The following is a 23,288-nucleotide window of genomic DNA, read 5'->3' as shown; positions in this document are numbered from 1 at the left end:
GGTGTCCCTTTTCCGGCATGTCGGGGCGGTACGGACAGCGGTTAAGGTCGGCGCGTGGACAGCCCATCGGACGCGCGCAGCCGGATCCTCGACGCCGCCGAGGAACTGTTCGCGGGCGGCGGCTACGACGCCACCCCGACCGCACGGATCGCCGCGGTCGCCGGGGTGCCCAAAGGACTCGTCTTCCACTACTTCCCCCGCAAGATCGACGTGCTGGTGTCCCTGGTCGACGAACGCACCCTCGTGACCGAGGAGGACCCCGAACCCGGGGATCCGGCGCATGCGCTCTCCACACTGGCCCGGCGTCTGCCGCTCACCGCGTCGCCCTCCATGCGGCGCATCCTCTTCCGCGAGGCCGACACCCACCGATCGGTCAAAGACCGTATTCACGGGCTGAACAGCGAGCTCATCCGGCGGGCCCGGTTCGCCCTCGAACTGGCACTGCCGGGCGGGCGGGGAGACGCGGCACGGCTGGAGGCGGCGGCGGCCACGTTCGCGGCGGTGCTGCTCTACCAGGAGAGCATCGCCCACCTGACGGGGCACACGATCGACGCCGACGTGGTGGCCGACCTGATCGCGACGGCGCTGTTCGGCTGAACCCACAGCCGTCCGTCGGGCATCACCGGGAATTCTCCGGGGCGGCGGTAGAAAATCGTCGTCCCCGTTCGAGGAGTAGGCATGAACCGACTCATGCCGTTCCTCGGCGCTCTCGCCGGCCCCCTCTACGTCGTCGTCTCCCTGCTCGAGATCGCCCTCCGCGACGGCTTCGACGCCCTGACGCACCCGTGGAGCGCCCTGTCCCTGGGCGACCTCGGCTGGATCCACGTCACCACCCTCGAACTCTCCGGCCTGGCCGTCATCGCGGGCGCGACGGCGTTCACCGGTCTGGTCAGAACCCTCTTCTGCCTGTACGGCCTGAGCCTGATGGGCGCCGGCATCTTCACGATCGACCCGGTGGGCGGCGAGGTGAGCCCGTCCGGCATGCTCCACTTCGTCTGCGGCGCCGTCGGCTTCACCGCCATCACCGTCGCGGCTCTGGTCCTGGCCCGGCGCCACCGGCACGCGGGCGACCGGGGCTGGTCCCTCGCCTCGGCGTTGTGCGGTGTCTTCTTCTTCGCGAGTTTCGGCGCGATGGCCGCGGCCGGCGGCGCGGGCTGGAGCCTCCTCCTCTTCACCGCCGGAGTCATCGTGATCTCCGCCTGGTTCACGGCGATCTGCCTGCGGAGACTCCGGCCGGAGGGCTAACCCCATGGCGGCCCGATCCGCCGGCGGGGTGCGATGACCCCATGTGGACGTGGATCCGGCTGGACGCGCGGCGTCGCCTGCGCCCGCTGGTGGCGCTCGCCCTGCTGGTCGCGGTGGGCTCGGCCGCGGTGACGGCCGCCGCCGCGGGCGCCCGCCGTGGGGCCTCGGCCGTCGACCGGCTCAGCGCCGTCACGCTGCCGGCGACCGTGCTCGTCCAGCCCAACCAGCCGGGGTTCGACTGGGACGCCGTCCGGCGGCTGCCGGGGGTCGCCGCCGTGGCGACGTACCTGATCAGTGACATCCGGTTCGAGGGGCTGCCCGATCCGGGCATCCAGTACGTCGCGCCCGGCGGCGATCTTCTGCACACCGTCGAGCGGGCCGTGGTCGTGGCAGGCCGGGCCGCCGACGAGGACCGGGCCGACGAGGCCGTCGTGACGACCGACTTCCTCACGGCCAACGGCCTGCGGGTCGGTGACGTGGTGGTCGCCGGATCGGCGCGGGCGCGGCACCCGGTCACGATCGTCGGGGTGGTCCGCTACCCGTTCGCCGTGATGGTCCCGGCGTTCACCACGACGCGGGCGTTCGCCGAGCGCCACCGCGCCGACCTGGAAGGGACGACCGGGGACGCCATCCACAACGCGATCGTCCGGCTGAGCGGCGGACCCGCATCGATCCCGGAGTTCCAGCGTGCGTTCGCCGCGCTGACCGGCCGCAACGACATCGAGATCCGCGACCTCACCCGGCTCCTGGGCAAGGTCGACCAGGCGAACGAGTTCGAGGCGGTCATCCTGGCCGCCCTCGCCCTGGCCGCGCTGGTGACCGGGCTCGCGCTCCTCGGCCAGGCGGTGGCCCGCCAGGCCGCCGGGTCGGCCGGCGACCTGCGGGTCCTGCGCACCCTGGGCATGCGGCCCCGGCAGGCGCTGGCCGCCGCCGTCTGCGGGCCCGCCTCTTCGGTGGTGGCAGGTGCGCTGCTGGGCGCCGGGCTCGCGGTCGCCGCCTCGCCCCTCTTCCCGATCGGCTCGGCGGCGTCGGCGGAGCCGGCCCCCGGCGTGTACGCCGACCTGCCGGTCCTCGCCGGGGTCGCGGGCGTCGTGGTGGCCGTCCTGACCGTGACCGCCGCCCTCGCCGCGTGGCCGTCACCCGGGCGGGACGCCGCCGTGGCGCGCAGGTCGGCCGTGGCGGCGGCCGCCCATCGGATGGGCCTGCCGATCCCGGCCGTCATGGGGGTGCGGCTGGCCCTCGAACCGGGCACGGGACGGCGGCCGGCCTCCGTACGCCCCGTGCTCGCCGGGGTCGTGGCCGGCACGGCCGGGGTGCTGGCCGCGCTCACCTTCCAGGCCGGGGCGGCCGACGCCGTCGTCGCGCCCTCCCGGTTCGGCCAGACGTTCCAGCTGTGGGCCATGACCGGCTTCGACGGCGACGAGGTCATCCCGGCCGATTCGGTCCGCGCGTGGGCGGCCGACCCCGCGGTGGCCTCGGCGACCGAGACCACGGTCGGCGTCGTCACCGTCGGCTCCACCCCGGTCACCGTCTTCACCCGCCCCGGGTCGCTTCCCCTCGTCGCGATCGAGGGCCGCCCGCCCAGCGGGCCGGGGGAGATCGCGCTGGCCCCCGACTCGGCCCGCACGATCGGCGCCGGCGTGGGGGACACGCTGACCGTCAGGGCCTACGCCGCGGCCGACCTGACGGTGACCGGGATCGTGTTCGTCCCGGAGAACCCGCACAACGGCTACGCCGACGGCGCCTGGCTGAGCGGTGACGGGTACGCCCGGCTGTTCCCCAACGGCTACTTCAAGTTCCGCGAGACCCTGCTCGCGCTGCGCCCCGGCGCCGACCCGGCCGAGGTGTCGGCCCGGCTCGGCGCGGGGACTCTGCCGCCGATGGAGCCCGGGGCCCTCGACCGGCTCCGCAACGTGCAGGCCCTGCCGCCGGTCCTCGCCGGGTTCCTCGGGCTGCTCGCCGTCGGCGCCGTCGGCCACGCGCTCGGCACCGCGGCCGGCCGCCGCCGCCACACGGTCGCCGTCCTGCGCGCGATCGGCATGACGCCGCGCCAGAGCGCCGCGATGGTGTTCGCCCAGGTCGGCACGCTCGCCGCCGTCGGTCTCCTGGTGGGCGTGCCGCTCGGGGTGGCGGCGGGACGCGCCGCCTGGCGGGCCGTTGCCGGGCTCACCCCGCTGTTGTACGTGTCGCCGCTCGCCCCGCTGGCCCTCGGGCTCGCCGTGCCGGTCGCGCTGCTGGCCGGTGGCGTGCTCGCGGCCGGGCCCGCCCGCCGCGTGGCCCGGTCGCGGCCGGGCGACGTGCTGCGCGGGGAGTAGGTCCTATTCGGGGTCGGTGGCGTCGGCGAGCTTGACGAGCTCGGCCATCGCCTCGCGCAGATGGTCCATGATCCGCCATACGTCCGGCACTCTGGCCGGGCACGCGACGACGCCGAAGTCGAGGCTGCCGTCGTAGGACAGGCACGTGATGGACAACCCGCCCGTCACGTCGCTCAGCACCGACATCGGGTAGTAGGCCAGCAGCCGGGCCCCGCACAGATAGAGCGGCAGCTGCGGGCCCGGCACGTTCGACACGATCAGGTTGACCCCGGGCGTCACCTTCCCGGCCAGCCGGAACAGGTGGGGCGTCGCGAAGGTGGCGATCGGGGCGGGCAGGACCGAGCACAGGTCGTTCAGCCAGTTCGTGCGCGACACCGCGAAGCGGCGCTTGGCGGTGGCCATCAGGCCCCTGACCGCCGACAGGCGCTCCTCGGGGTCGGCCACGTCGGTGGCCAGCGGGGTGATCATCGCGGAGATCTGGTTGCCGATGGTCTCGTGCCCCTTGGTGGTGCGCACCGCCACCGGGACCGCCGCCACCAGCGGCTGGCCCGGCAGGGCGGCGTGCTCCTCCAGCCACGACCGCAGCGCGCCCGACACGACCGTCATCACGACGTCGTTGACGCTCATGCCGAACGTCCGGCCGACGTGCTTGACGTCGCTGAGCGCGATCGACCCGTAGGCGAAGGTGCGCATGCGGGTGATCGGGCCGTTGAACGGGGTGCGCGGCGCGGCCAGCGAGGGCAGCGGCGGCAGCGGCTTCTCGCCGAGCAGGCGGCGGGCGGCGCTGGCCAGGCGGTGGGCGCCGGGCAGGCCGCCGGAGACCGGCATGGCGTCGAGGTCGCCGACCGCGCGGGTCAGCGACCGCACCGTGTCGCCGGGCTGGGTCAGCAGCCGGCCGAACGCCTCGGCGAGCATCTCGGCCGGGTTGGGCGCCTTGGCGCGCGGCGTGTCGGCCGAGGGCGGCTCGACCTGCCGCTGCTCGGGCGTGAGGTCGAGGAAGGCGCCGAGGATCTCCGAGCCCGACACGCCGTCGATGGCGGCGTGGTGGACCTTGGTGTAGACGGCGACGCGGCCCTCGCCCAGGCCGTGGATCAGGTGCATCTCCCAGAGCGGGCGGCTCCGGTCGAGCTTGCGGGCGTGCAGGCGGGCCACGTGGACGGCGAGTTCGTCTTCGTGGCGCAGCGTCGACTCGTGCACGTGGTCGGCGACGTCGAAGTCGTCGTCTTCGGTCCAGTAGGGCCGGTCGAGCCCGAAGGGCACGTCGGCGAGCCGCATCCGCAGCGGCGGCGCGAGATGGACCCGGTCGCGCAGCAGCGCGACCAGGCGGTCGCGGGTGACGCTGCCGTCGAGGACGGCCACACCGGCGACGTGGGTGACCGTCGTGTCGGACTCCGTGCTGAGGAACTGCGCGTCGAGTGCCGTGAGCTGGCCCATGGGCAACCTCCCCCTGTCGTTCTCCGCCGGGTTCCGCCCCCATCCTCCTGAGGAGCGGTTACCGGGGCGTTACCAAGACGTCTCCAAGGAGCGATTCTGGCAGCGCGGAATCGTCTCCCCGTACTTCCCCCATAGGCGGCCAGCCCCTCGCGAACCCCCCCGAGCTGCGCGAAAACCAGCGAACCTTCCGCAAAGGTAACACTTGGCTACTCGACGATCACCGGGTGCGCCACGATGGCGTCGAACAAATACCCCATCTTGTCGTACGCAGTGAATTCCGGCTGCCTGTACCCATTGTGATCTACCGCCCTGGCGAGCAGCACGCCGGGGCCCTTCTCCCTCGGACACCACTCCAGGTGCCACGGGGTCCAGGCGCGGGTTCCCCTGCGGTGGAAGGCCTTCCGCCACGACCGGCCGCCGTCGGTGCTGACCTCGATCTTCGCGATCGCGCCCGCGCCCGACCACGAGCGCCCGCGCAGGACGTGCCGCCGCCCGAACGGAATCCGGGCGGGTCGCGGCAGCTCGAAGGCGCTCTTCACCGACGGCGTGGTGACGCCCGTGCCGAACGGGTTGTCCAGGGGCCGCGTCGACACCTCGACGTCCCCGAGCCACTTGACCGACGCGATCCCCACCCACCCCGGCACCACCAGCCGGGCCGGATAGCCGTGGTCGGGCGGGAGGGTGACGCCGTTCATCTCGTACGCGACCAGCACGTCGTCGAGGGCCTTCGCGAGCGGGACCACGTGCCGGACGTGCCCCCGCCCCTCGACCGGGTCGTCGAGGCCGGTGGCCAGCACGTCGACCGCCTCGGGCCGGATCCCGGCGAGCGCGAGCACACTCCGGAGCGGCGCGCCGCGCCAGCGGGCCACCCCGATGCCGCCCAGCCCCCACCCGTCGTCCCGGGGGCCGAACAGTGACCGGCCGTTGTGGGCGCACTCGATGGCGACGTCCATCGTGCGGGCGGGCAGCCGGCGCAGGTCGGCGTAGGTGAGCAGGCGGGGCCCCGCGAGGCCGTCGCCGTGCAGGCGCAGCCGCCAGGAGTGGGCGTCGACGAAGGGGGTGGTGGTGTGGTTGCCGACGAAGAAGCGGTCGTTGGGGGTGTGGTAGCCCTGGCCGGCCATGGCCTCCCAGCGGGTCTCGGCGCTGGAGCCGCGGGTGGTGAACAGGTCGGCGGGGAGTGGTTTGACGATGGGGCCGCGGTGGGCGGAGAGAGGCGGGATGTCGCCCAGGGTGCACAGAGCCGTCCGGTCCATGAGGAACCCCTTTCCCTTGTAGGTATTTCCTACCAGGAAAGCGGCAAATCTGTCAGCCGCCGGTCCGGGTGTTCTTGCGGCGTTCGTAGTGGCGGCGCGCCTTCATGCGGTTGCCGCAACCGGCCATCGAGCACCATCGGGCGCTGTTGCTCTTGGAGTGGTCGATGAGGAAGAGCGTGCACTCGTCCGCGTTCTCGCACGGGCGGACCCGGCCGGGGGCGGTGCGCCGGAGGGTGTCCCAGGCGAGGGCGGCCCGGGCGGCCAGGGTGTGCTCGCGAGGGGTAGAGAGCCGCCATTCGATGCCGGTGTCGCCGATGACCGGCCGGTAGGCGACGCCGTCGAGCGCCGGGGCGAGCGCCGCCGGGGCCGCCTGGCCGTGGACCAGCGCCTGCAGCGTGTCGCGGGTCGAGCGCAGGAGCGTGAGGTCTTCGTCGGCGTGCCGGTCGCCGGCGTGCTCGACGATCCAGGCGCGGGCCGCCGCCGGGTCGGCGAGCCGGTCGTCCACCTCTCCGCCGACGGTCGGGGTGGTGTTCAGCAGGGCCAGGAGGAGCGCCTCGTCGGGTTCCGCCGCCTTCATTCGGTCTAACCTCCATTCGCCTGTTGACAAGGTTACACGTCGCATGCCTACGATCTAACCGTCCTTAATGATGAAAGGTGGTTAGATCAATGAGCGTGAGGGTGCACCACCGGTATGCGACGGTCGACGGGCACCGTCTCTTCTACCGCGAGGCCGGGTCGGCGGGCCAGCCGACGGTCGTGCTGCTGCACGGCTTCCCGACCAGCTCGTTCATGTTCCGCAACCTGATCCCCGCGCTGGAGGGATATCGGGTCATCGCCCCCGACCACCTCGGGTTCGGACTGTCGGACGCGCCGTCGGTCGCCGAGTTCGGCTACGGCTTCGACGCGCTGGCCGGCCTCACCGCCGGGCTGCTCGGCCAGTTGGGCGTGACCCGCTACGCGATCGGCGTCCAGGACTACGGCGCGCCGATCGGCTGGCGGCTGGCGCTCAGCGACCCCAAGGCGGTCGTCGCGGTGATCAGCCAGAACGGGAACGGCTATGACGAGGGTTTCGTCCCCGCGGGCTGGCAGGGCGTGTGGGACTACCAGCGGGACCAGAGCCCGGAGAACGAGGCGGCGCTGCGCGAGGCCTTCACGCTGGAGGCGATCCGAAGCCAGTACGTGACCGGCGTCGAGGACGAGAGCGTGCTCAGCCCGGACACCTGGCACCTCGACCACGCCTTCATCTCACGACCCGGGAACGCGGAGATCCAGCTGCAGCTGTTCCTCGACTACGCCACGAACCCGCCGCTCTACCCGGCGCTGCACGAATGGCTGCGGGCCAGGCGGGTGCCGGTGCTGGCGGCGTGGGGCAGGCACGACCCCTTCTTCGGCCCAAACGGGGCCCGCGCCTTCGCCCGCGACAGCCCGCACGCGGAGATCCACCTGTTCGACGGCGGCCACTTCCTGCTGGAGAGCGCCGGAGACGAGGTCGCGGCCCTGATCCGCGCGTTCCTCGCCAAGCACCTCCCGACGGCATGAGCCCGGACACGGGATCGGTGGTGGCGCTGCGGCGCTACCCGGTCAAGTCGATGCTCGGGGAGGACGTCGAAGCGGCGGCCGTGACCGAGCAGGGCGTCGAGGGCGACCGGGTGGCCGCGCTGCTGGACGTGGCGACCGGGATGGTGGCCAGCGCCAAGCATCCCCGGTTGTGGCGGGACCTGCTCGGCTTCGCCGCCCGATGGGACGACGGGACGACCCTGATCCGGCTCCCGGGCGGCCGGACGGTGCGGGCCGACCACGCCGACGACGCCGTCTCACGGGCGCTGGGCCGCGAGGTCCGCCTGCTGACCACCCGGCCGGAGCAGGCGACGGTGGTCCGGCCGGACCCCGAAGCGGTCATGGACGCCGGGGTCGACGCGGACGTGCCGTACATCCACCTCCAGATCGGCCAGGGCACGCCGGGCCGCAATTTCGTCGACTACGCCGCGATCCACCTGGTGACGACCGCCACCCTCGCCCAGGCCCGGGCCGAGATGGTGCGCTACCGGCCGAACCTGGTCCTCGACCTGCCCGATGCGACGCCCTACGCCGAGAACGACTGGACCGGCCGCGAGCTCACCGTCGGTCCGGTGGTGCTGCGGATCCTCGGCCCCACCCCGCGCTGTGCGGTCCCGACGCTCGCCCACGGGGACCTGCCGCGCCGGACCGACACCGTCAGGACCCTGCTGCGCGACAACCACGTCGGGGGATATCCCTGCCTGGGGGCCTACGCCGAGGTCGTCCGGCCCGGCGGTGTCACGGTCGGTGATCGGGTTGTGTGGCTGAGTCGTGACGGCGAGTAGCCGGGAGCCGGTGCGGGGCGCCGGATGCGGCGCCCGGCCGGGGGCGGTGGTCGGCGCCGGCCGGGCGGGAGCCGTAACGGAGGAAGGCTTTTTCAGCGGCCCAGGAAGCGCAGCAGTTTCTCGATCGGCCAGGTGTTGATCACGTCGTCGGGGGTCAGCCAGCCGCGCTGGGCGATGCCGACGCCGAACTTCTGGTTGTCGAGGTGGGGGATGGCGTGGGAGTCGCTGTCGATGGAGAACTTGACGCCGTGGTGGCGGGCCAGGCGGACGAGGTCGGAGGGCAGGTCGGCGCGGTCGGGGTAGGCGTCGATCTCCAGCGCGGTGCCGGTGCGGGCGGCGGCGCGGAAGATCGCGTCCCAGTCGGCGTCGACGCCCGGACGCCTGCCGATCTTCCGGGTGGTCGGGTGGCCGATGATGTCGACCTGGGGGTTCTCGCAGGCGGCGATGAACCGGCGGGTCATCTCGTCGCGTGACTGGTTGAAGTGGGAGTGGACGCTGGCCACGCACACGTCGAAGCCCGCGAGGATCTCCTCGGGCCAGTCGACGCTCCCGTCGGGCCCGATGTTGAGCTCGCTGCCGTGCAGCAGCCGCATGCCGGGGTAGCTCTTCTGGAGCTCGTCGAGCCGGGCCCGCTGCGCCAGGGCCTTCTCCAGCGTCATGCGCTGCATGACCAGGTCGGGGGCGTGGTCGGTGACGGCGTAGTAGGCGTAGCCGCGCTTGGCGGCGGCGGCCACCATGTCCTCCAGCGTGGCGATGCCGTCGGTCAGGTCGGTGTGGGTGTGCAGGTCGCCCTTCAGGTCGTCGAGCGTGACCAGCCGGGGCAGCTCGTGCTTGAGCGCCGCCTGGATCTCGCCGCCGTCCTCACGCAGCGTCGGGGGGATCCACTCCATCCCGAGCGCGGCGTAGATGTCCTCCTCGGTCGCGGCGGCGATGACGTTGTCGTCGGCGTCGAAGAGCCCGTATTCGGAGAGCTTCCACCCCTTCTTCACACACATCTCGCGAAGGTGGACGTTGTGCTCCTTCGACCCGGTGAAGTAGATGAGCGCGGCCCCCCACGACTCCTCCGGGACCAGCCGAAGGTCAACCTGGAGCCCCCGGTCGGTGCGGACCGACGTCTTCTTCTCGCCGCGGGCGATGACCTCGGTGACATAGGGCTGCCCGGCGAACCGCTCCATCAGCTCGGGCGAGCCCACGGCCAGGATGTCGATGTCGCCGACGGTGTCGCGCATCCTGCGGAGCGACCCGGCGAAGGTGATCTGGTCGGCGTCGAGCGAGGCGATGACCCGGTCGGCCAGCTCGGCCGCGACGCCCAGGTGGACGCGGGTCTCGGCCATCTGCGCGATGCCCTTGAGGATGTTCTCCTCGGTCTTCGGCCCGAAGCCCTTCAGCCCCTTGAGCCGCCCCGCGCCGATCGCGGCGGCCAGCGCGTCGGGGGAGTCGATGCCGAGCTCCTGGAACAGGAACAGCGCCTTCTTCGGCCCGAGGGTCGGGATCCTCGTCAGCCGGCGCACGCCGTCGGGCACCTTCGACCGCAGGTCGTCGAGCTGGCGGAAGCTCCCCCGTTCGAGGAACTCCTCCATCTTCTTCGCGATCGCCTCGCCGACGCCCGGGATCTGGCGGACCGGGATCTCGCGCAGGTCGTCGGGGTAGCCGGCGATCGACTTGGCCGCCTTCTGGTAGCTGCGCACCCGGAAGGCGTCGCCGCCGTTCAGCGCGAACAGTTCGGCGTACTCTTCCAGGGCCGCAGCGGCCTCGTCATTCGCCCGTGCCATGCCGATCAGCGTACATAGCGGTGCTTGACGCCGGGCGGGAAGTCCACGGCGTCGGCGTAGGGCCGCAGCGTGACCAGCGGGAGCTGCCTGCGCTCCGGCACGTAGTGGGCGAACTCGCTGTTCAGCCGCCGGAGGTGGGTGACGATCCGGTCCGCGACCTGCTTCGCCAGGTCGTCGGACGGCTCCTGGCCGGGGGCGAGCTCGACCGTGACGTGCAGCCCGTCGGCGCCCTCCGGGGCCGCCAGCACGAACTTGCCGGTCACCGCCCTGTTGACCTCCGGCTGCTCCAGGCCGACCGAGATGTTCTCGGCGTAGACGTTGGCGCCGTAGAAGGAAACGGCGAAGCGGCTGCGGCCGAAGACGTACACGAACGGAAGCTCGGGCCCCTCGCTCGCCGGCCGGAAGCCGATCCGGTCCAGCATCTCCCGGTAGGGGATCAGGCCGCCCTCGTCGGCGATGTGGTAGCGGATCAGCGGGATGCCGTTGTCGCCGCTGAACAGCAGCGTCCCGCCGGACTCCTCGAAGAAGCGGACCGCCGGGTCGTACTGGACGAGCGTCGGCAGCCGGTCGGCCCCGAAGATCTCCCTGGCCTTCTCGGGACGGGCGGCCAGATGCCGCCTGATCTCGATGGACAGCGGCGTCTCGTTGCCCAGGACGCCGGCGTCGGCGGTGCCGTACAACGACGCGAACGACCTGACCGGGTCGGCGATCCCGGCCCGCTCGGCGACCAGCGTGCGCCACTCCTCGGAGAAGACCTCACCCGCGGTGACGATCTTGATGTTGTACGACGCCCAGGGGAGGTCGAGGGTGTCGATGACATCCTTGACGAAGGGCGGATAGCCGAACAGGACCGTCTGCTCGGCCAGCGGGGCCAGCTGCGGCACGACCCGCGCGATCTCCGCCGGATTGTTTCCCGGGGCGACGACGGTGATCGGGTAGCCGCGGTCCTGGAGGTGCCTGACACAGGCGAGGGTGAACAGGCCGCCCACCCAGGTGCCGAGGGAGAAACACACGACCGCCAGCGTGGGCCTGCGGCCGAAATTGTCCATGACCTGGGCGAACCGGTCGGCGATGACCTTCTCGTCGTCGGCGGTCCGCGCCCAGAACGACGGCTCGCCGGTCGAGCCGGAGGAGACGGCGATCATGCCCTGGAGCACGCCGTCGCGGCAGAGGTCGTTGAGCGGGTGGCGCCGGGTGTAGTTGTCCTTGGTCGTGAAGGGGAGGGTGGCGAAGTCGGTGTCCGTCCTGATGCCGGCCGGGTCGACGTCGTGCTCCCGGAGGAACGCGGCGTAGGCGGGGACGGTGGCCGCGACACGGTGGAACAACTCGATGGGCGCCATGGGGGCGACTGTATCGTCCGGATATGGGCGTTCGAGGGGTGGTGCGGGAGTGGCACGCCGACGAGGGGTGGGGGGTCATCGACTCTCCGGAGACGCCTGGCGGGTGCTGGACGCACTTCAGCCATATCCAGGCTGCGGGGTATCGGGTGTTGACGGCCGGGCAACCTGTCGACCTGGAGTGGGAGGCTCCGGGGCAGGACGGGTACGGGTTCCGGGCGGTGTCGGTGTCGGCGTGACCCGGTTCCTCGTGCGGTCGATCAGCACGGCACGGGGCGAGACCGGCGGGGCATGGTCTGTTCCGGGGTCGCAGGTGCCGGTCGGCGGCTCCGGGTTGGCGTGAAGTGGTCCGGCTACGGAAGGGGGAGCGCCGGACCACCGGCCTCAAGGGGTCGGCTCAGTAGAGGCCTTCTTCGGTGTTGGACTGGGCGCTGATGGTCGCGCCGTCGCCGTCGATGAACTTCGCGACGATGTAGACCTCGTCGCCGTTGTTGGCGAAACCGCTGTCCTCGTTGAGGAAGGAGCCCTGGGGCACCTCCCAGCCGTAGTCGAGGTGGATGCCGTCCGGGCCGGCGGTCAGGCCGTAGTCGTCCTTGTACCAGGTGACCGGGCCGTAGAGCAGCGGGTCGGTGCCCGGGTCGCTGCCGTAGAAGCGGACCTGGATCCGGGCGCCGTGGATGAGGTAGCCGTTGGCGTCGTACTCGTTCATGGGGACGTGCACGCTCAGGTTGATGGTCCGGGCGGCCGGCACGCCGTTGTTGAAGCCGATTTCGAGGTGGGCGGTGATCTCGGTCGCGGCCTGGGCGGGGGCCGTGGTCAGGCCGATGACGCCGACGGTGGCGACGAGGGTGGCGGCCAGCCGGGTGAGAACGCTTTTCATGGGTCTGTCCTTCTCGGGTTACGTATCGAGGGCACTTCGAGACACGGCCGGTGGCCGGGTCTCACCCATAAGGCGTTCCATGCCGTTCCGCCGGAGGGACAAGTGATGGAACTGATCGCCTTTCGCCGGTCGGGACGGCGAACTGGACAGGCACCTTGGCGCCCGAGGTGCCTATGACGGCGATCCGCACGAAGTCGCGGGCCCACCTGCGCACATTCTGATCGGCCCGTGCCGGACCAGAGGTTTCGTGCTTGATTCGCGTTCGCGGGATCGTGCTTCGGTCGCATCCAGGCCGACGGGTACCGCGCGCCCGTCGGCCTGGATCGGCGCCTGTCTCAGAAGTGGGCGGACCGGGGCTGGTAGGGCTCTTGGAGAGTGGCCAGTTCCTTGTCCGACAGATCGAGACCGACGGCGGCCAGGGCGTCGCCGATGTGGCCGTCCTTGGTCGCGCCGATGATGGGTGCGACCACGCCGGGCTGGTGGAGCAGCCAGGCCAGCGCGAGAGTCGCGGGGGCGACACCTCTTTCTCCGGCGAGTTCGGCCACCTTGGCCAGGACGTCTCCGTCTCCCGGTCCGCCGTAGAGGAAGCGCTGGCGGTCGCCGTCGCCCTCCTGGCGGGTGGTGTGCTGCTCCTGCCCGGCGCGGGCCAGCAGGCCCCTCGCCAGCGGGGACCACGGGATGAGGCCCACGCCCTGGTCGGCGCAGAGCGGGATCATCTCGCGCTCCTCCTCGCGGTAGAGGAGGTTGTAGTGGTTCTGCATCGACACGAACCTGGTCCAGCCGTTGACCTCGGCGACGTGCTGGGCCTTGGCGAACTGCCACGCCCGCATGGAGCTCGCGCCGATGTATCTCGCCTTGCCTGCCTTCACCACGTCGTGCAGGGCCTCCATCGTTTCTTCGATGGGGGTTTCGTCGTCCCAGCGGTGGATCTGGTAGAGGTCGACGAAGTCGGTGCCCAGGCGGGTGAGGGAGTCGTCGATAGCGGCCATGATGTGCTTGCGCGACAGGCCCTTGTCGTTGTGGCCCTGGCGGACCGGGAAGAAGACCTTCGTCGCGAGGACGTAATCGTCGCGGCGGTCGAAGAACTTCCTGAGCAGGTTGCCGGTGACGACTTCGGAGGCGCCGGCGGAGTAGACGTCGGCGGTGTCGAAGAAGGTGATGCCCGCTTCGACGGCCTGGCGGACGAGGGGTTCGGCCTGGTCTTCGGGGAGGATCCATTCGGTGCCCTCGCGCGGTTGGCCGTAGCTCATCATGCCGAGGCAGATCCGGCTGACCTTGAGTCCTGTTCGTCCCAAACGTACGTATTCCATAAGTGCGACCCTAGATCGTGGTCAGCGCCGCGATGTCAGGGGTCCACGGCCTCATCTCTGGCCTGCCTGCCGAATGACGGCTTATCCGGGATCGCCAGAGCTCGACGGACCAAGCCCTTGGAGGACCTGCGCATGCCGAGCGAGGGCATGCCGCTGGAAATACGGACCACCCGGAAGACGGCGACGACTTCTACGCCCGCCACACCCAGCACCTGGCTGTCCGCAGTCAAAAGGCCCTGGAACGCCATTGCCAATCTGCCTTGCAATAAGGGGATCGCGGTTTGGCGCAGGGCTGACAGAAGGCTTTTGCTTGTTTGATGAACAGGCCCACCATCTGCGCCAAGGTGATCACCGTGTCGCTTTGCGCCATTATTCCGCGACCTTCGAAGGATTCGGCTGATAGAGATCACGGAGGAGCATTCCCGCCACGCGGGAGATCCCGCTTCATAGCGATCTGGAGACGCTCCTGATTCTCTTGGAAATCGGCCATCAAGAAAGCGGCTGATGCGGCGCGGGCAAGCGTGCGCCCGACGTCCTTCGAACACCGTCGGCCGGTGACCGGGTCTGTCTCGCCTCGTGACAAGCGGCGTTACTTCGCCGTGCCCATCCCTGTGGCCCCCGACCGTCGACGGCCCACGCCGGTGTCGGGATGAACCGTCGATTCGACATTCTCGAATGCCCGGTCGATCGGCCGGGAAAGTCCGCGAATCGAAACCCTTGACAAGGTGTCTCGCATTTATCGAGGCTGTGGTGAGGTAGCAAATCGAAGAGGATTCGAGTTATTCGAATGGTGGCGACAGGAATGCCGGCGACGAGGAAGTCGTCGAATACGATTAAGGTGTTCGAGCTGCTGGAGACGGGTGCGAGCGCGTGCGATCCGGCAGCCGCGTGCCATCGCTCCGCCGCATCCCTGCTCGAGCTCGGCGTCCTGAGAAGGACCCGACCGGCCCAGCCGATATGCGTACACGGTGTTCCAGGACACACGGCACGGCGAAGAGCTACGAGTACCGGTCTCGCACGGACTCCCGGCACCTGTCGCGACGCTCGTGCGCACCGATGGTGGCGGGAAGGAGTTGCCGCGCGCGAGCGCGACCGACGAGTGAATCGAACCAGCGCACATCGGCACCCGTGACGGGGGCCGCGCCGCAGGCGCGGTCCCGAGGCCCGGAGCGGCACGAACGGACGCCTTGCTCAACCGAAAAGGAAGTGCATTGAAAGCAACAACTCGCAATCGTGGACGTCGCTCGACCGTGGCGGCCCTGAGCGTGGTCACCCTGGGCGCGTCTCTGCTCCTCAACGCGACGCCGACCGCCGCGACGTCGGCCGCCGCGGAGGGGACCGTCGCCTCGATCGTCTTAGGCGAGGTCAACGAGGAGAACGGTCTTCGCCAGATCGAGCAGGGTGACGGCACGACCGCGCCCGTGACGGTCGGCGGGAAGAACGCCCGCAAGACCGTGCAGACCTCGGCTCCGGCGCAGCACATGTACTTCCAGGTCGACGACGCGGTCGCCTTCGACGGCGCGTACGTCGCGTGCCTGCAGGTCGAGTACTTCGACGAGGGCGGTGCCACCTTCCGCGTCCAGTACGACTCGACCGGCAGCGCCTACGGCTCGACGGGTTCGGTCAACCGCACCGGGTCGAACACGTGGAAGACGGCGGGCTTCGAGCTGATGGACGCCCGGTTCGCCAACCGCGAGAACGGCGGCGCCGACTTCCGCGTCGAGGCGGGCACGACCGGGGTGACCTTGCAGAACGTGAAGTTGACGATCATCCAGGACGACGACGGTGTGACCCCGCCGTGCGCGGCCGCCGAGCCCGAGCCGGAGCCCACCCCCATTCGCTGGCGGCTCAAGTATGACGAGCCGTTCAACAAGAAGATCCGCACCGAGGCCAGCCCGTGGGTGCTCGACGACTACAGCGACCCGGTCGACGACTACAACGACGACAACGGCGACCTCTACCGCCTGCAGCTCGGTCCCGAGTTCGACGCGTCGATGGCGACCATGCGGACCTACCGGCAGGAGACCGAGTTCGGCAAGGACGGCTGGCTCACGGCGTCCCTCTCCACGCGTGAGAGCGGCGGGCGGGTCGACGACAGCTACACCGACACCGCCGAACGTCCGTCGATCAAGACGGAGAAGCTGGACACCGTGGGCGCCGTCGCCAACATCACGGTGCCTCACTACACGGGTGGCGCGATCATCCGCAACACCGAGCCGCTGCCGAAGTACTACCGCATCGAGTACGAGCTCAAGACGCTCGACTTCGGCGGCCTGCGCAACGGGTCGCTGTTCTACGACGGCAAGTACAACGGCTACAAGCTCGGGGAGTGCAAGACCTTCTACCCCTGGGTCAGCAACCCCAACGACATCGACCCGAACGACCCCTGCGCCACCCGCTCGGTGCGGGAGGACAGCAACGAGGCGTACAACGCCTTCCACTTCATGTCGATCCTCGACTTCCCGGCGATGCCCCGGAACCTGGCGATGTACCACTGGCACCGCAAGGTGCTGATGGACCAGTTCAGCCCGGCCCCGTCCCGGAACACCAACGGCTACGACGTCTGCAACTCGCTGACCGGCCAGAAGTACCCCTGGGACCAGAGCAACAAGACCACGGTCAACATGCTCTACTTCACGGGTTCGCTCGGCCAGTCGCAGACGTTCGTGACGAGCTGCGACCGCCGCCCGGTCTCCGGCGTGCAGAAGTCGGCCGTGGAACTGCAGCCCGAGCTGATGCCCCACAAGGACTACTCCTTCGCCATCGAGCGCACCCCGGCGGGTTACACGATGGAGGTCAGCGGCGTCTTCAAGCACGTCGGCAAGCAGACCTACCGGTTCACCCGGGGCTTCATCGACGACGACGCCGGCGTGATCGGGGCCAACGTCCCGATCTTCCACTACAACGTGGACGCCTCGGAGTACAACGGCCAGTTCAACACCTCCCACCGCGCGTCGGGCGCCTTCGGCTCCAAGACGTGGGACAACCAGTGGCCGGCCGGCTCGGCCTACCCCGACTACTTCGTCATCGGTGAGCCGTACACGAACGTCGGCGAGGGCCAGGCCCGCATCGACAACATCCGGCTGTACGTGCCGAAGGACTAGGCACGGGAGAACCGACGCAGCCGCGCCCCTGGGACCTCAGACGGACCCAGGGGCGCGGCCCGTTACAGGACTCTTGCTGATCATGCTGTCCGCACCCGCCCTGATCGCCTCCTCGGCGTCGCGGGGCCGCCACCGCAGCACACTGCGGGCCCGGTCGCTGGAGACCTTCTTCGCGGGGCCGGAGTCGTCATCGCCCGGCGGGAAGAGGGTCGCGAGTCCGGGGACGGAGTCCGTGAGGTGGGCGCTCAGGACGGCGGCGATCTGCCGCACCGTAAGGGCCGGGCCGCTGGACAGGAGGAACCGCCGGCCTGCCGCCGCGGGCTCGGTCATGGCCAGGACGTGGGCACTCGCGACGTCGCGGACGTCCACGATCGGGATCCACATGCCGGGCGGCCCGGCCGGCTCGCCGTTGAGCAGCCGCTGGACGATCTGATTGGCGCCCGAGACGTCGGCGCCCATGATCGGCCCCATCACCGCGACCGGCAGGAGGCTGACCAGTTCCATCGCCCCGCCCGCCGTGAAGTCCCAGGCCGCCCGCTCGGCGAGTGTCTTGGCCCGGCCGTAGGCGTCCATGCCGGGGCCGTCCAGGACGGACCAGTCCTCCTCGGTGAACGTGTGGTCGGTGGGCGGGTGGCCGAAGCCGGCGGCGTGGAAGGCCGAGGTGAGCACGACCCGCCGGACACCGGCGTCGCGGGCGGCCCGCAACACGCGCAAGGTGCCCTCCCGCGCGGGGGCGATCACCTCGTTCTCGTCGTCGACCGGTCCGAGGCGCACGGGGGAGGCCACGTGGAGCACGAAGTCGACGCCCTCGACGGCGTCGGCCCATCCCTCGTCCGTCATGAGGTCGGCCGCGACGAAGCTCAGGTCGCCGTCGGCCATGCGGGCGTCGGCGAGCACCGCCCGGACGGCGGCCTCCCGCGTCAGGGACCGGACGGTGGTGCGGACGGAGTAGCCCTGATTGAGAAGCTGAAGGATGCAGTGTCCGGCGATGAAGCCGGATCCGCCGGTCACGAGAACACGTTGGCGAGTCATGGCCGCATCGTCCGCCGCCCGGCTCCGGCCGAGCCAGGTCCCTCCCGGCCCTGGTAGTGACAGGGACAGGCGGGCATCCGGTCACCTCGCATACCGTGAAGGCATGACCGTCGAGCCGAACCTGCTGGGCGAGTACCTCCGTGCCCGGCGTGAACTCGTGACCCCGGAGCAGGCGGGCATCCCGTCCCTGGGCACCCGGCGGGTGCCGGGGCTGCGGCGTGAGGAGGTCGCGATGCTCGCGGGGATCAGCGCCGAGTACTACCTGCGGCTGGAGCAGGGCCGCGACCGCCACCCCTCGGTGCAGGTGCTGCGGTCGATCGCCCGGGTGCTGCGGCTCGACGACGACTCCTACCTGCTCGGGCTCGCCGAGGAGAGGCCCCGGCGAGCCCGGCGGCGGCCCCGGAGGGAGGTCGTGCCGCCGAGCACCGCCCGGCTGGTGGCGTCACTGCCGTATCCCGCCTTCGTCGAGGGGCGCTACCTCGATGTGCTCGCCGCCAACGCCCTCGCCACCGCGCTGTCGCCGCGGCTCCGGGTGGGCGGCAACCGGCTGCGCGACGTCTTCCTCGATCCGGCCGAGCAGGCGCTGTTCCCCGACTGGGAGCGGGCCTCGGCGGTGCTGCTCGCGGGGTTCCGGCAGTCGGTCGGCGGCGACATCGACGACCCCCGGTTCATCGAGCTCGTGGGGGAGCTCTCCCTGGCCAGTGAGCACTTCCGCCGGTTGTGGGGACGTCACGACGTCGCCGGGCGGCTCGGCGCCACGCTCACCTTCAACCATCCCCAGGTGGGGGAGCTCAGGCTCGACCGCGAGAAGCTGGCCATCAGCGGGACGGACGGTCAGATGCTCGTCGTCTACCATCCCGAGCCGGGCACCGAGGGCGCGGAGAAGCTCGCCCTGCTGGCCTCGGCCACGGCCACGCCGGTCAGATCGTCGGCTCCAGGATGTCGTACTGGCGGTACGGCAGCGGAGTGATCACCGTCAGCGACCCCTTCTCCTTGTGCTTGGCCGCCTTCCACAACGCCCCGAACGTCGCCTTCAGGTCACGCAGCGGCTCCGGGTCGAGCCCGTTGGCGATCGCCAGCCGGTGACACACCACCACGAACGTGTGGATGAACCGCCAGTCGGGCAGCACGTCGCGCCGTCCCGACAGGTAGTCGGACAGGGTCGAGTCGGGTAACCGCACCCAGCCCGCGTTCTCCTCCTCCGCGCACAGGGCGGCGGCGGCCTTCTCGACCTCTTTGAGTGACGGGTTGCCGGCATCGACGCGCAGGCCGACCGACGTGTCGCGGAGCAGGTCTCGTGAGGCCTTGCCGGCGAGCTCATCACGCATTGGGGGGATCCGTTTCTGGACGCGGTGATAACCGTGGCAATTGTGAGAGTAATACCTGTCGTGATGGCATGCACCATTGATTACTGATTTTCGATCGGTGAGCCGATGTGCGGATATGGCGAGGAAATTCCGGTGATATCCGTGGCCGTCCGGGGTCATCCGGCCACGTCCGGGCGTGCGGAAAATCCCAGGTCCGACGGTATCCGGCGGAGGGTGTGTATAAGTGGAGCCGGAAGGGCGTCCGCCTGGGAAAGGGGAAGCCGACTGTGCGAAGCATCGTGCCGATCGCGGTGGTCTGTCTGCTGGGGGCCGCGAGCCCGGCGTACGCCGACCACACCACCGACATCCGCGTCTACAACCGGATGGACGGCAGCCGCCTCGCGGTGGCCGACAACGGCACCGCCGAGGGCGCCCGGGTGATCAGCCTGCGGTCGCCCGCCTGGCAGTACACGACCGCCCGCTGGACGGTCGACGAACGGTCCGACGGCTACACCGTCTTCAAGAACGAACTGGCCAACAAGTGCCTCCAGCCGGGCACCGCGAACCCGGTGGCCGGCGACGCCCTCGTCATCCGCACCTGCGACGGGTCGAAGCTGCAGGACTGGTCGAGGCGGGCCGAGGAGACCTACGCCGACACGCCGACCGGATGGGGGACCTTCCGGCCCCGGCTCAACCCGGGCCTGGCGATCACGATCGCGACGTGGGAGGCCGGGGGGAGCCGGGACTCGCTCTACCTCGACGCCGACCAGAACTCCACCGACCGGCTCTGGCGGCTCGCCAGGGGGAACAACACCTGGTGGTGAACGGTTCCGGCGTGGAACGTGCCGTTTCACGCCGGAACGCCCCAGGAGTAACGTTCGCCGAATGCGTCTCCTGTTACCCGCCGTCCTGCTCGCCTCCGTGCTCCCGGCGACGCCGGCCCAGGCGGCGGCCGTCCAGGTCATCGGCAAGGGAACCCCCGCGAGCTGCACCTCCCAGGCGGTCGTGAACGCCGTGGCGAAGGGCGGCACCATCCGGTTCGCGTGCGGGCCGAAGCCGGTCACGATCAAGATGACCGCCACAGCAAAGGTCCGCAACACCAGCCGCGACGTCGTCATCGACGGCGGCGGCAAGGTCACCCTCAGCGGCATGGGCAGACGCCGCATCCTCTACATGAACACCTGCGACCGGGCCCAGGTGTGGACCACCTCCCACTGCCAGGACCAGGCCACCCCCCGCCTGACCATCAAGAACATCGGCTTCGCCGACGGCAACTCGATCGGCCAGCGGGCCGAGGGCGGCGGCGGTGGCGCGGTCTTCGTCCGGGGCGGCCGCCTGTCGGTCAGCAACACCACCTTCACCCGCAACCGCTGCGAGGCCAGCGGCCCCGACCTGGGCGGCGCGGCCATCCGCGTGCTCGACCAGTACCGGGACCTGCCCGTCACGGTCAGGAAGAGCCGCTTCACCGACGGCACCTGCGCCAACGGCGGCGCGCTGAGCAGCATCGGCGTCTCGTGGGTGGTCGTCGACAGCGTCTTCACCGGCAACCGCGCGACCGGCACGGGCGCGAACCCGGCCCGCAGCGGCAAACCGGGCGGCGGCAGCGGCGGCGCCCTTTACATGGACGGCAACCTCTTCACCGTCAAGATCAGCGGCTCCACCATCCAGAACAACCGCGCCAACGAGGGCGGCGGCGCGATCTTCTTCGTCAGCAACGACAACACCGGCACCCTGCACATCACCAAGTCGAAGCTCCGCAACAACCCGAGCCTCGGCTTCGAGACCTCCGGCTTCCCCGGCATCTTCTTCAAGGGCAAGGGCAAACCTCACATCAGCTGAGAAGCCTTCTTTCCGTTACGGCTCCCGCCCACCCCGGCACCGCTCGCCGCCCCGGCCTCCCGCCGCATCCGGCGCCAACCGGCCGCGCGGGGAGCGGCCGTCGACGAGCAGCGGGCACCACCCGGCAGGCGCGAACACGAAGATGGCCGGACCCCCCGAGGTCCGGCCACCCCTTCACTCCCCATTCAGATGGCTATGCGTTCCATTTCTGGTTGGCCGCGCCCGTGCAGGTCCAGATCTGGAGCCTGGTTCCGTCGGCGCTGGAGTTGCCCGTCGCGTCGGCGCACTTGCCGGACACCGGGTTCACCAGGTCCTGGCCCGAGGTGTACGTCCACTGCTGGTTGGCCGTCCCGCCGCACGTCCACAACTGGAGTTGCGCGCCGTTGGCGGTGCTCTGGCCGGTCACGTCGAGGCACTTGCCGAAGGCGCGGACGGTGCCGTCGCCGGGGCGGGTCCACTGCTGGGCGGCGGTGCCGTTGCAGGTGTAGAGCTGCACGGCCGCGCCGTTGGCCGTGCTGGCCCCGGCCACGTCGATGCACTTGCCGCCGAAGCCGGTGATCGGGCCGGTGGTACCGCCTCCGCCGCCGCTCTGGGTGCCGGTCCACGTGAAGGTCGCGGTGGTGCGGGCCGGGAGGGTGTAGGTGAAGGCCTGGTTGCCCCAGTTGACCCGGACCGACTGCGCCGACGTGGTGCCGTTGTGGGCGATCAGGGCCTTGGAGCCGTCGGTGTTCTTCCAGGCGACGTTCTGGACGGTGCCGTTGGCGGTCGAGTCGATGCGGGCCGCGCCGGGCTTGACGAACTTGGTCAGGTGGCCGGTCGTGTAGTACTCGATCGTGTTGTCGACCTGCCCGGCGCGGGCGCCGCCCTCCTGGACGGTGACCAGGCCGGTGCAGACGTCACAACCGCCGTTGTGCGGGCCCATCGACTGGTTCAGGGCGAGCGACCACTTCACGATGCTCTTCGACCAGTTGCGGGTGTAGTTCACGATGTCGGACATATCTTCGTTGTGCTGGTTGCCGATCCAGGTGCCGCCCGAGTGCTCGGTCGAGAACTGGTTCACGTTCGGGTACTGGTTGTGCACCTGCGTGCCGACGTTGGGGTCGCCGAAGTAGCCGTGCCAGGCGATTCCGGCGAAGAGGGGGTCGTTGCGGACCGCCGGGTCGGCCAGCAGGCCGGCGCCGATCTGGTTGTAGTCGCCGTAGTTCCAGTCGTGCACCATCACCTTGGTGGTGATGCCGGCCGCGCGGAACGCCGGGTAGATGTGGTTCTTGGTCAGTTCGACCAGGCCGGAGGAGTTCCAGCTCATGCCGGGGTAGTTCATCGCGGTCGGGTTGCCCGCCTGGCAGCAGTTGGGCTCGTTCTGGACCGAGACGTAGTCGACCGGCACGCCGATGGCCTGGTAGCTCTGGATGTACTTGACGAAGTACTGGGCGTACATCGAGTAGTACTGCGACTGGAGCCAGCCCATCTGGTCCATCCGGCCGTTGTCCTTCATCCAGCCGGGGGCGCTCCACGGCACGCCCTTCACCCGTAGTTGCGGGTTGAGCTGCTTGGCCTGCTGGGTGAGCAGGCGCACGTTGGTGTCGTAGCCGTTGGCGCCGAAGTCGTTGAGGTTGCAGCAGGTGTCGTCGAGCGAGACGTTGCCGGGCCGGGACAGGTCGGAGGCCCCGATCGGGTTGCGCACGAACGACAGGCCGATGCCGTCGACCGGGTGGAACAGGCGGCGCATCACCGCGTCGCGGGTGGCCGCGCTGATCGCGCCGCCGCGGAACAGGTGGGCGGTGGTGTCGGTGATCGACGCGCCGCCGCCCTCGAAGGTCTGGTAGGTCGTGTTCTCGTTGACCGTGATCGTGTGGGTGGCCCCACCGGCGGTGGTGCCGAAAGTGACGGGCGACTGCTGCTGGAGGCCGCGGGTGACGTTGCGGCCGCCGCTGTCGGACGTGGTGGTGAGCCAGACGTTGACGGTCTCGTTGGCGGCGTACGCGGCGGGAGTGGCCGTCATGAGGGCCGCGGTGGTGACGAGGGCGGCGCCGATCGCGACGGCCCGGCGAAGGGGAGGTAACACCGTGATTCCTTTCGCGGTCCGCGGGACGCCGGCTGGCGGACCATGTAACAAAT

21 protein-coding genes are annotated in these 23,288 nt (G+C 70.4%); 10 read left to right on the top strand and 11 right to left on the bottom strand.

Features of this window, described 5'->3' with window-relative positions; genetic code table 11:
• The first annotated feature begins 54 nt into the window (after positions 1 to 54).
• The 3 genes from QSK34_RS10330 (at position 55) to QSK34_RS10320 (ending at position 3,560) form a co-directional block, all read left to right on the top strand.
• Positions 55 to 597, top strand: a complete 543-nt coding sequence (locus QSK34_RS10330) for a TetR/AcrR family transcriptional regulator (RefSeq protein WP_285582586.1) — start codon at positions 55 to 57, stop codon at positions 595 to 597.
• A gap of 81 nt (positions 598 to 678) precedes the next feature.
• Positions 679 to 1,245 (top strand): DUF998 domain-containing protein, encoded by a 567-nt coding sequence (locus QSK34_RS10325; protein WP_285582584.1) that lies wholly within the window; start codon positions 679 to 681, stop codon positions 1,243 to 1,245.
• Between the two features lie 41 nt (positions 1,246 to 1,286).
• Positions 1,287 to 3,560, top strand: coding sequence for an ABC transporter permease (locus QSK34_RS10320; protein ID WP_285582582.1), 2,274 nt, complete (start codon positions 1,287 to 1,289; stop codon positions 3,558 to 3,560).
• Positions 3,561 to 3,563: 3 nt separating this feature from the next.
• Here the strand turns inward: QSK34_RS10320 and QSK34_RS10315 are convergent, their stop codons facing one another.
• From QSK34_RS10315 to QSK34_RS10305, 3 genes are all read right to left on the bottom strand, one after another.
• Positions 3,564 to 4,994 (bottom strand): WS/DGAT/MGAT family O-acyltransferase, encoded by a 1,431-nt coding sequence (locus QSK34_RS10315; RefSeq protein WP_285582580.1) that lies wholly within the window; start codon positions 4,992 to 4,994, stop codon positions 3,564 to 3,566.
• Positions 4,995 to 5,200: 206 nt separating this feature from the next.
• Positions 5,201 to 6,247 (bottom strand): molybdopterin-dependent oxidoreductase, encoded by a 1,047-nt coding sequence (locus tag QSK34_RS10310; RefSeq protein ID WP_285582578.1) that lies wholly within the window; start codon positions 6,245 to 6,247, stop codon positions 5,201 to 5,203.
• A gap of 52 nt (positions 6,248 to 6,299) precedes the next feature.
• Positions 6,300 to 6,824, bottom strand: coding sequence for a CGNR zinc finger domain-containing protein (locus QSK34_RS10305; protein ID WP_285582576.1), 525 nt, complete (start codon positions 6,822 to 6,824; stop codon positions 6,300 to 6,302).
• 89 nt (positions 6,825 to 6,913) lie between these two features.
• Here QSK34_RS10305 and QSK34_RS10300 point away from each other — a divergent pair, with 89 nt between their 5' ends.
• Positions 6,914 to 7,786 carry an alpha/beta fold hydrolase gene (locus tag QSK34_RS10300; RefSeq protein WP_285582574.1) on the top strand — a complete coding sequence of 291 codons (873 nt, stop codon included), beginning with the start codon at positions 6,914 to 6,916 and terminating at the stop codon, positions 7,784 to 7,786.
• Complete coding sequence (locus QSK34_RS10295; protein ID WP_285582572.1) at positions 7,783 to 8,589, top strand: MOSC domain-containing protein; 807 nt, start codon at positions 7,783 to 7,785, stop codon at positions 8,587 to 8,589. The genes QSK34_RS10300 and QSK34_RS10295 overlap by 4 nt, the downstream gene beginning before the upstream one ends.
• Positions 8,590 to 8,681: 92 nt before the next feature.
• Here the strand turns inward: QSK34_RS10295 and polX are convergent, their stop codons facing one another.
• Both polX and QSK34_RS10285 read right to left on the bottom strand, forming a co-directional pair.
• On the bottom strand, positions 8,682 to 10,361 hold the full coding sequence (gene polX / locus QSK34_RS10290; RefSeq protein ID WP_285582569.1) for a DNA polymerase/3'-5' exonuclease PolX: 1,680 nt from the start codon (positions 10,359 to 10,361) through the stop codon (positions 8,682 to 8,684).
• 5 nt (positions 10,362 to 10,366) lie between these two features.
• On the bottom strand, positions 10,367 to 11,701 hold the full coding sequence (locus QSK34_RS10285) for a phenylacetate--CoA ligase family protein (RefSeq protein WP_285582568.1): 1,335 nt from the start codon (positions 11,699 to 11,701) through the stop codon (positions 10,367 to 10,369).
• A gap of 23 nt (positions 11,702 to 11,724) precedes the next feature.
• Between QSK34_RS10285 and QSK34_RS10280 the strand changes: the two genes are divergently transcribed.
• Positions 11,725 to 11,937 carry a cold shock domain-containing protein gene (locus QSK34_RS10280; protein ID WP_285582567.1) on the top strand — a complete coding sequence of 71 codons (213 nt, stop codon included), beginning with the start codon at positions 11,725 to 11,727 and terminating at the stop codon, positions 11,935 to 11,937.
• A 158-nt stretch (positions 11,938 to 12,095) separates the two neighbouring features.
• Here the strand turns inward: QSK34_RS10280 and QSK34_RS10275 are convergent, their stop codons facing one another.
• From QSK34_RS10275 to QSK34_RS10265, 3 genes are all read right to left on the bottom strand, one after another.
• Positions 12,096 to 12,578, bottom strand: a complete 483-nt coding sequence (locus QSK34_RS10275) for a hypothetical protein (protein WP_161479266.1) — start codon at positions 12,576 to 12,578, stop codon at positions 12,096 to 12,098.
• 335 nt (positions 12,579 to 12,913) lie between these two features.
• Complete coding sequence (locus QSK34_RS10270; RefSeq protein ID WP_285582565.1) at positions 12,914 to 13,888, bottom strand: aldo/keto reductase; 975 nt, start codon at positions 13,886 to 13,888, stop codon at positions 12,914 to 12,916.
• Between the two features lie 35 nt (positions 13,889 to 13,923).
• The gene (locus QSK34_RS10265) at positions 13,924 to 14,136 is read right to left on the bottom strand and encodes a hypothetical protein (protein ID WP_285582563.1); all 213 of its coding nucleotides are present in this window, start codon (positions 14,134 to 14,136) and stop codon (positions 13,924 to 13,926) included.
• Between the two features lie 1,002 nt (positions 14,137 to 15,138).
• On the opposite strand from QSK34_RS10265, the gene QSK34_RS10260 reads away from it, so the two are divergent.
• Positions 15,139 to 16,992 (top strand): hypothetical protein, encoded by a 1,854-nt coding sequence (locus QSK34_RS10260; RefSeq protein ID WP_285582561.1) that lies wholly within the window; start codon positions 15,139 to 15,141, stop codon positions 16,990 to 16,992.
• Positions 16,993 to 17,028: 36 nt separating this feature from the next.
• Here the strand turns inward: QSK34_RS10260 and QSK34_RS10255 are convergent, their stop codons facing one another.
• A complete protein-coding gene (locus tag QSK34_RS10255) occupies positions 17,029 to 18,024 on the bottom strand; it encodes an SDR family oxidoreductase (protein WP_285582558.1) in 996 nt (331 codons plus the stop codon).
• Between the two features lie 103 nt (positions 18,025 to 18,127).
• Between QSK34_RS10255 and QSK34_RS10250 the strand changes: the two genes are divergently transcribed.
• Positions 18,128 to 18,994 (top strand): helix-turn-helix domain-containing protein, encoded by an 867-nt coding sequence (locus QSK34_RS10250; RefSeq protein ID WP_285582556.1) that lies wholly within the window; start codon positions 18,128 to 18,130, stop codon positions 18,992 to 18,994.
• Here QSK34_RS10250 and QSK34_RS10245 read toward each other — a convergent pair.
• Positions 18,945 to 19,352: a hypothetical protein gene (locus QSK34_RS10245; protein ID WP_030454114.1), complete on the bottom strand. Its 408-nt coding sequence runs from the start codon at positions 19,350 to 19,352 to the stop codon at positions 18,945 to 18,947. The genes QSK34_RS10250 and QSK34_RS10245 overlap by 50 nt on opposite strands.
• 266 nt (positions 19,353 to 19,618) lie before the next feature.
• Here QSK34_RS10245 and QSK34_RS10240 point away from each other — a divergent pair, with 266 nt between their 5' ends.
• Together QSK34_RS10240 and QSK34_RS10235 are read left to right on the top strand one after the other, a co-directional pair.
• A complete protein-coding gene (locus QSK34_RS10240; RefSeq protein WP_285582553.1) occupies positions 19,619 to 20,155 on the top strand; it encodes an RICIN domain-containing protein in 537 nt (178 codons plus the stop codon).
• 61 nt (positions 20,156 to 20,216) lie between these two features.
• Positions 20,217 to 21,170, top strand: coding sequence for a hypothetical protein (locus QSK34_RS10235; RefSeq protein ID WP_285582551.1), 954 nt, complete (start codon positions 20,217 to 20,219; stop codon positions 21,168 to 21,170).
• A gap of 193 nt (positions 21,171 to 21,363) precedes the next feature.
• On the opposite strand, the gene QSK34_RS10230 is transcribed toward QSK34_RS10235, so the two are convergent.
• Complete coding sequence (locus QSK34_RS10230) at positions 21,364 to 23,235, bottom strand: RICIN domain-containing protein (RefSeq protein ID WP_285582549.1); 1,872 nt, start codon at positions 23,233 to 23,235, stop codon at positions 21,364 to 21,366.
• Positions 23,236 to 23,288 lie beyond the last annotated feature (53 nt).

This window comes from Herbidospora sp. NBRC 101105 (genome assembly GCF_030269205.1).
GTDB classification, from domain to species: domain Bacteria; phylum Actinomycetota; class Actinomycetes; order Streptosporangiales; family Streptosporangiaceae; genus Herbidospora; species Herbidospora solisilvae.
The sequence above is the reverse complement of the archived record's forward strand: the minus strand, read 5'-3'. Positions and strand labels throughout refer to the sequence as shown.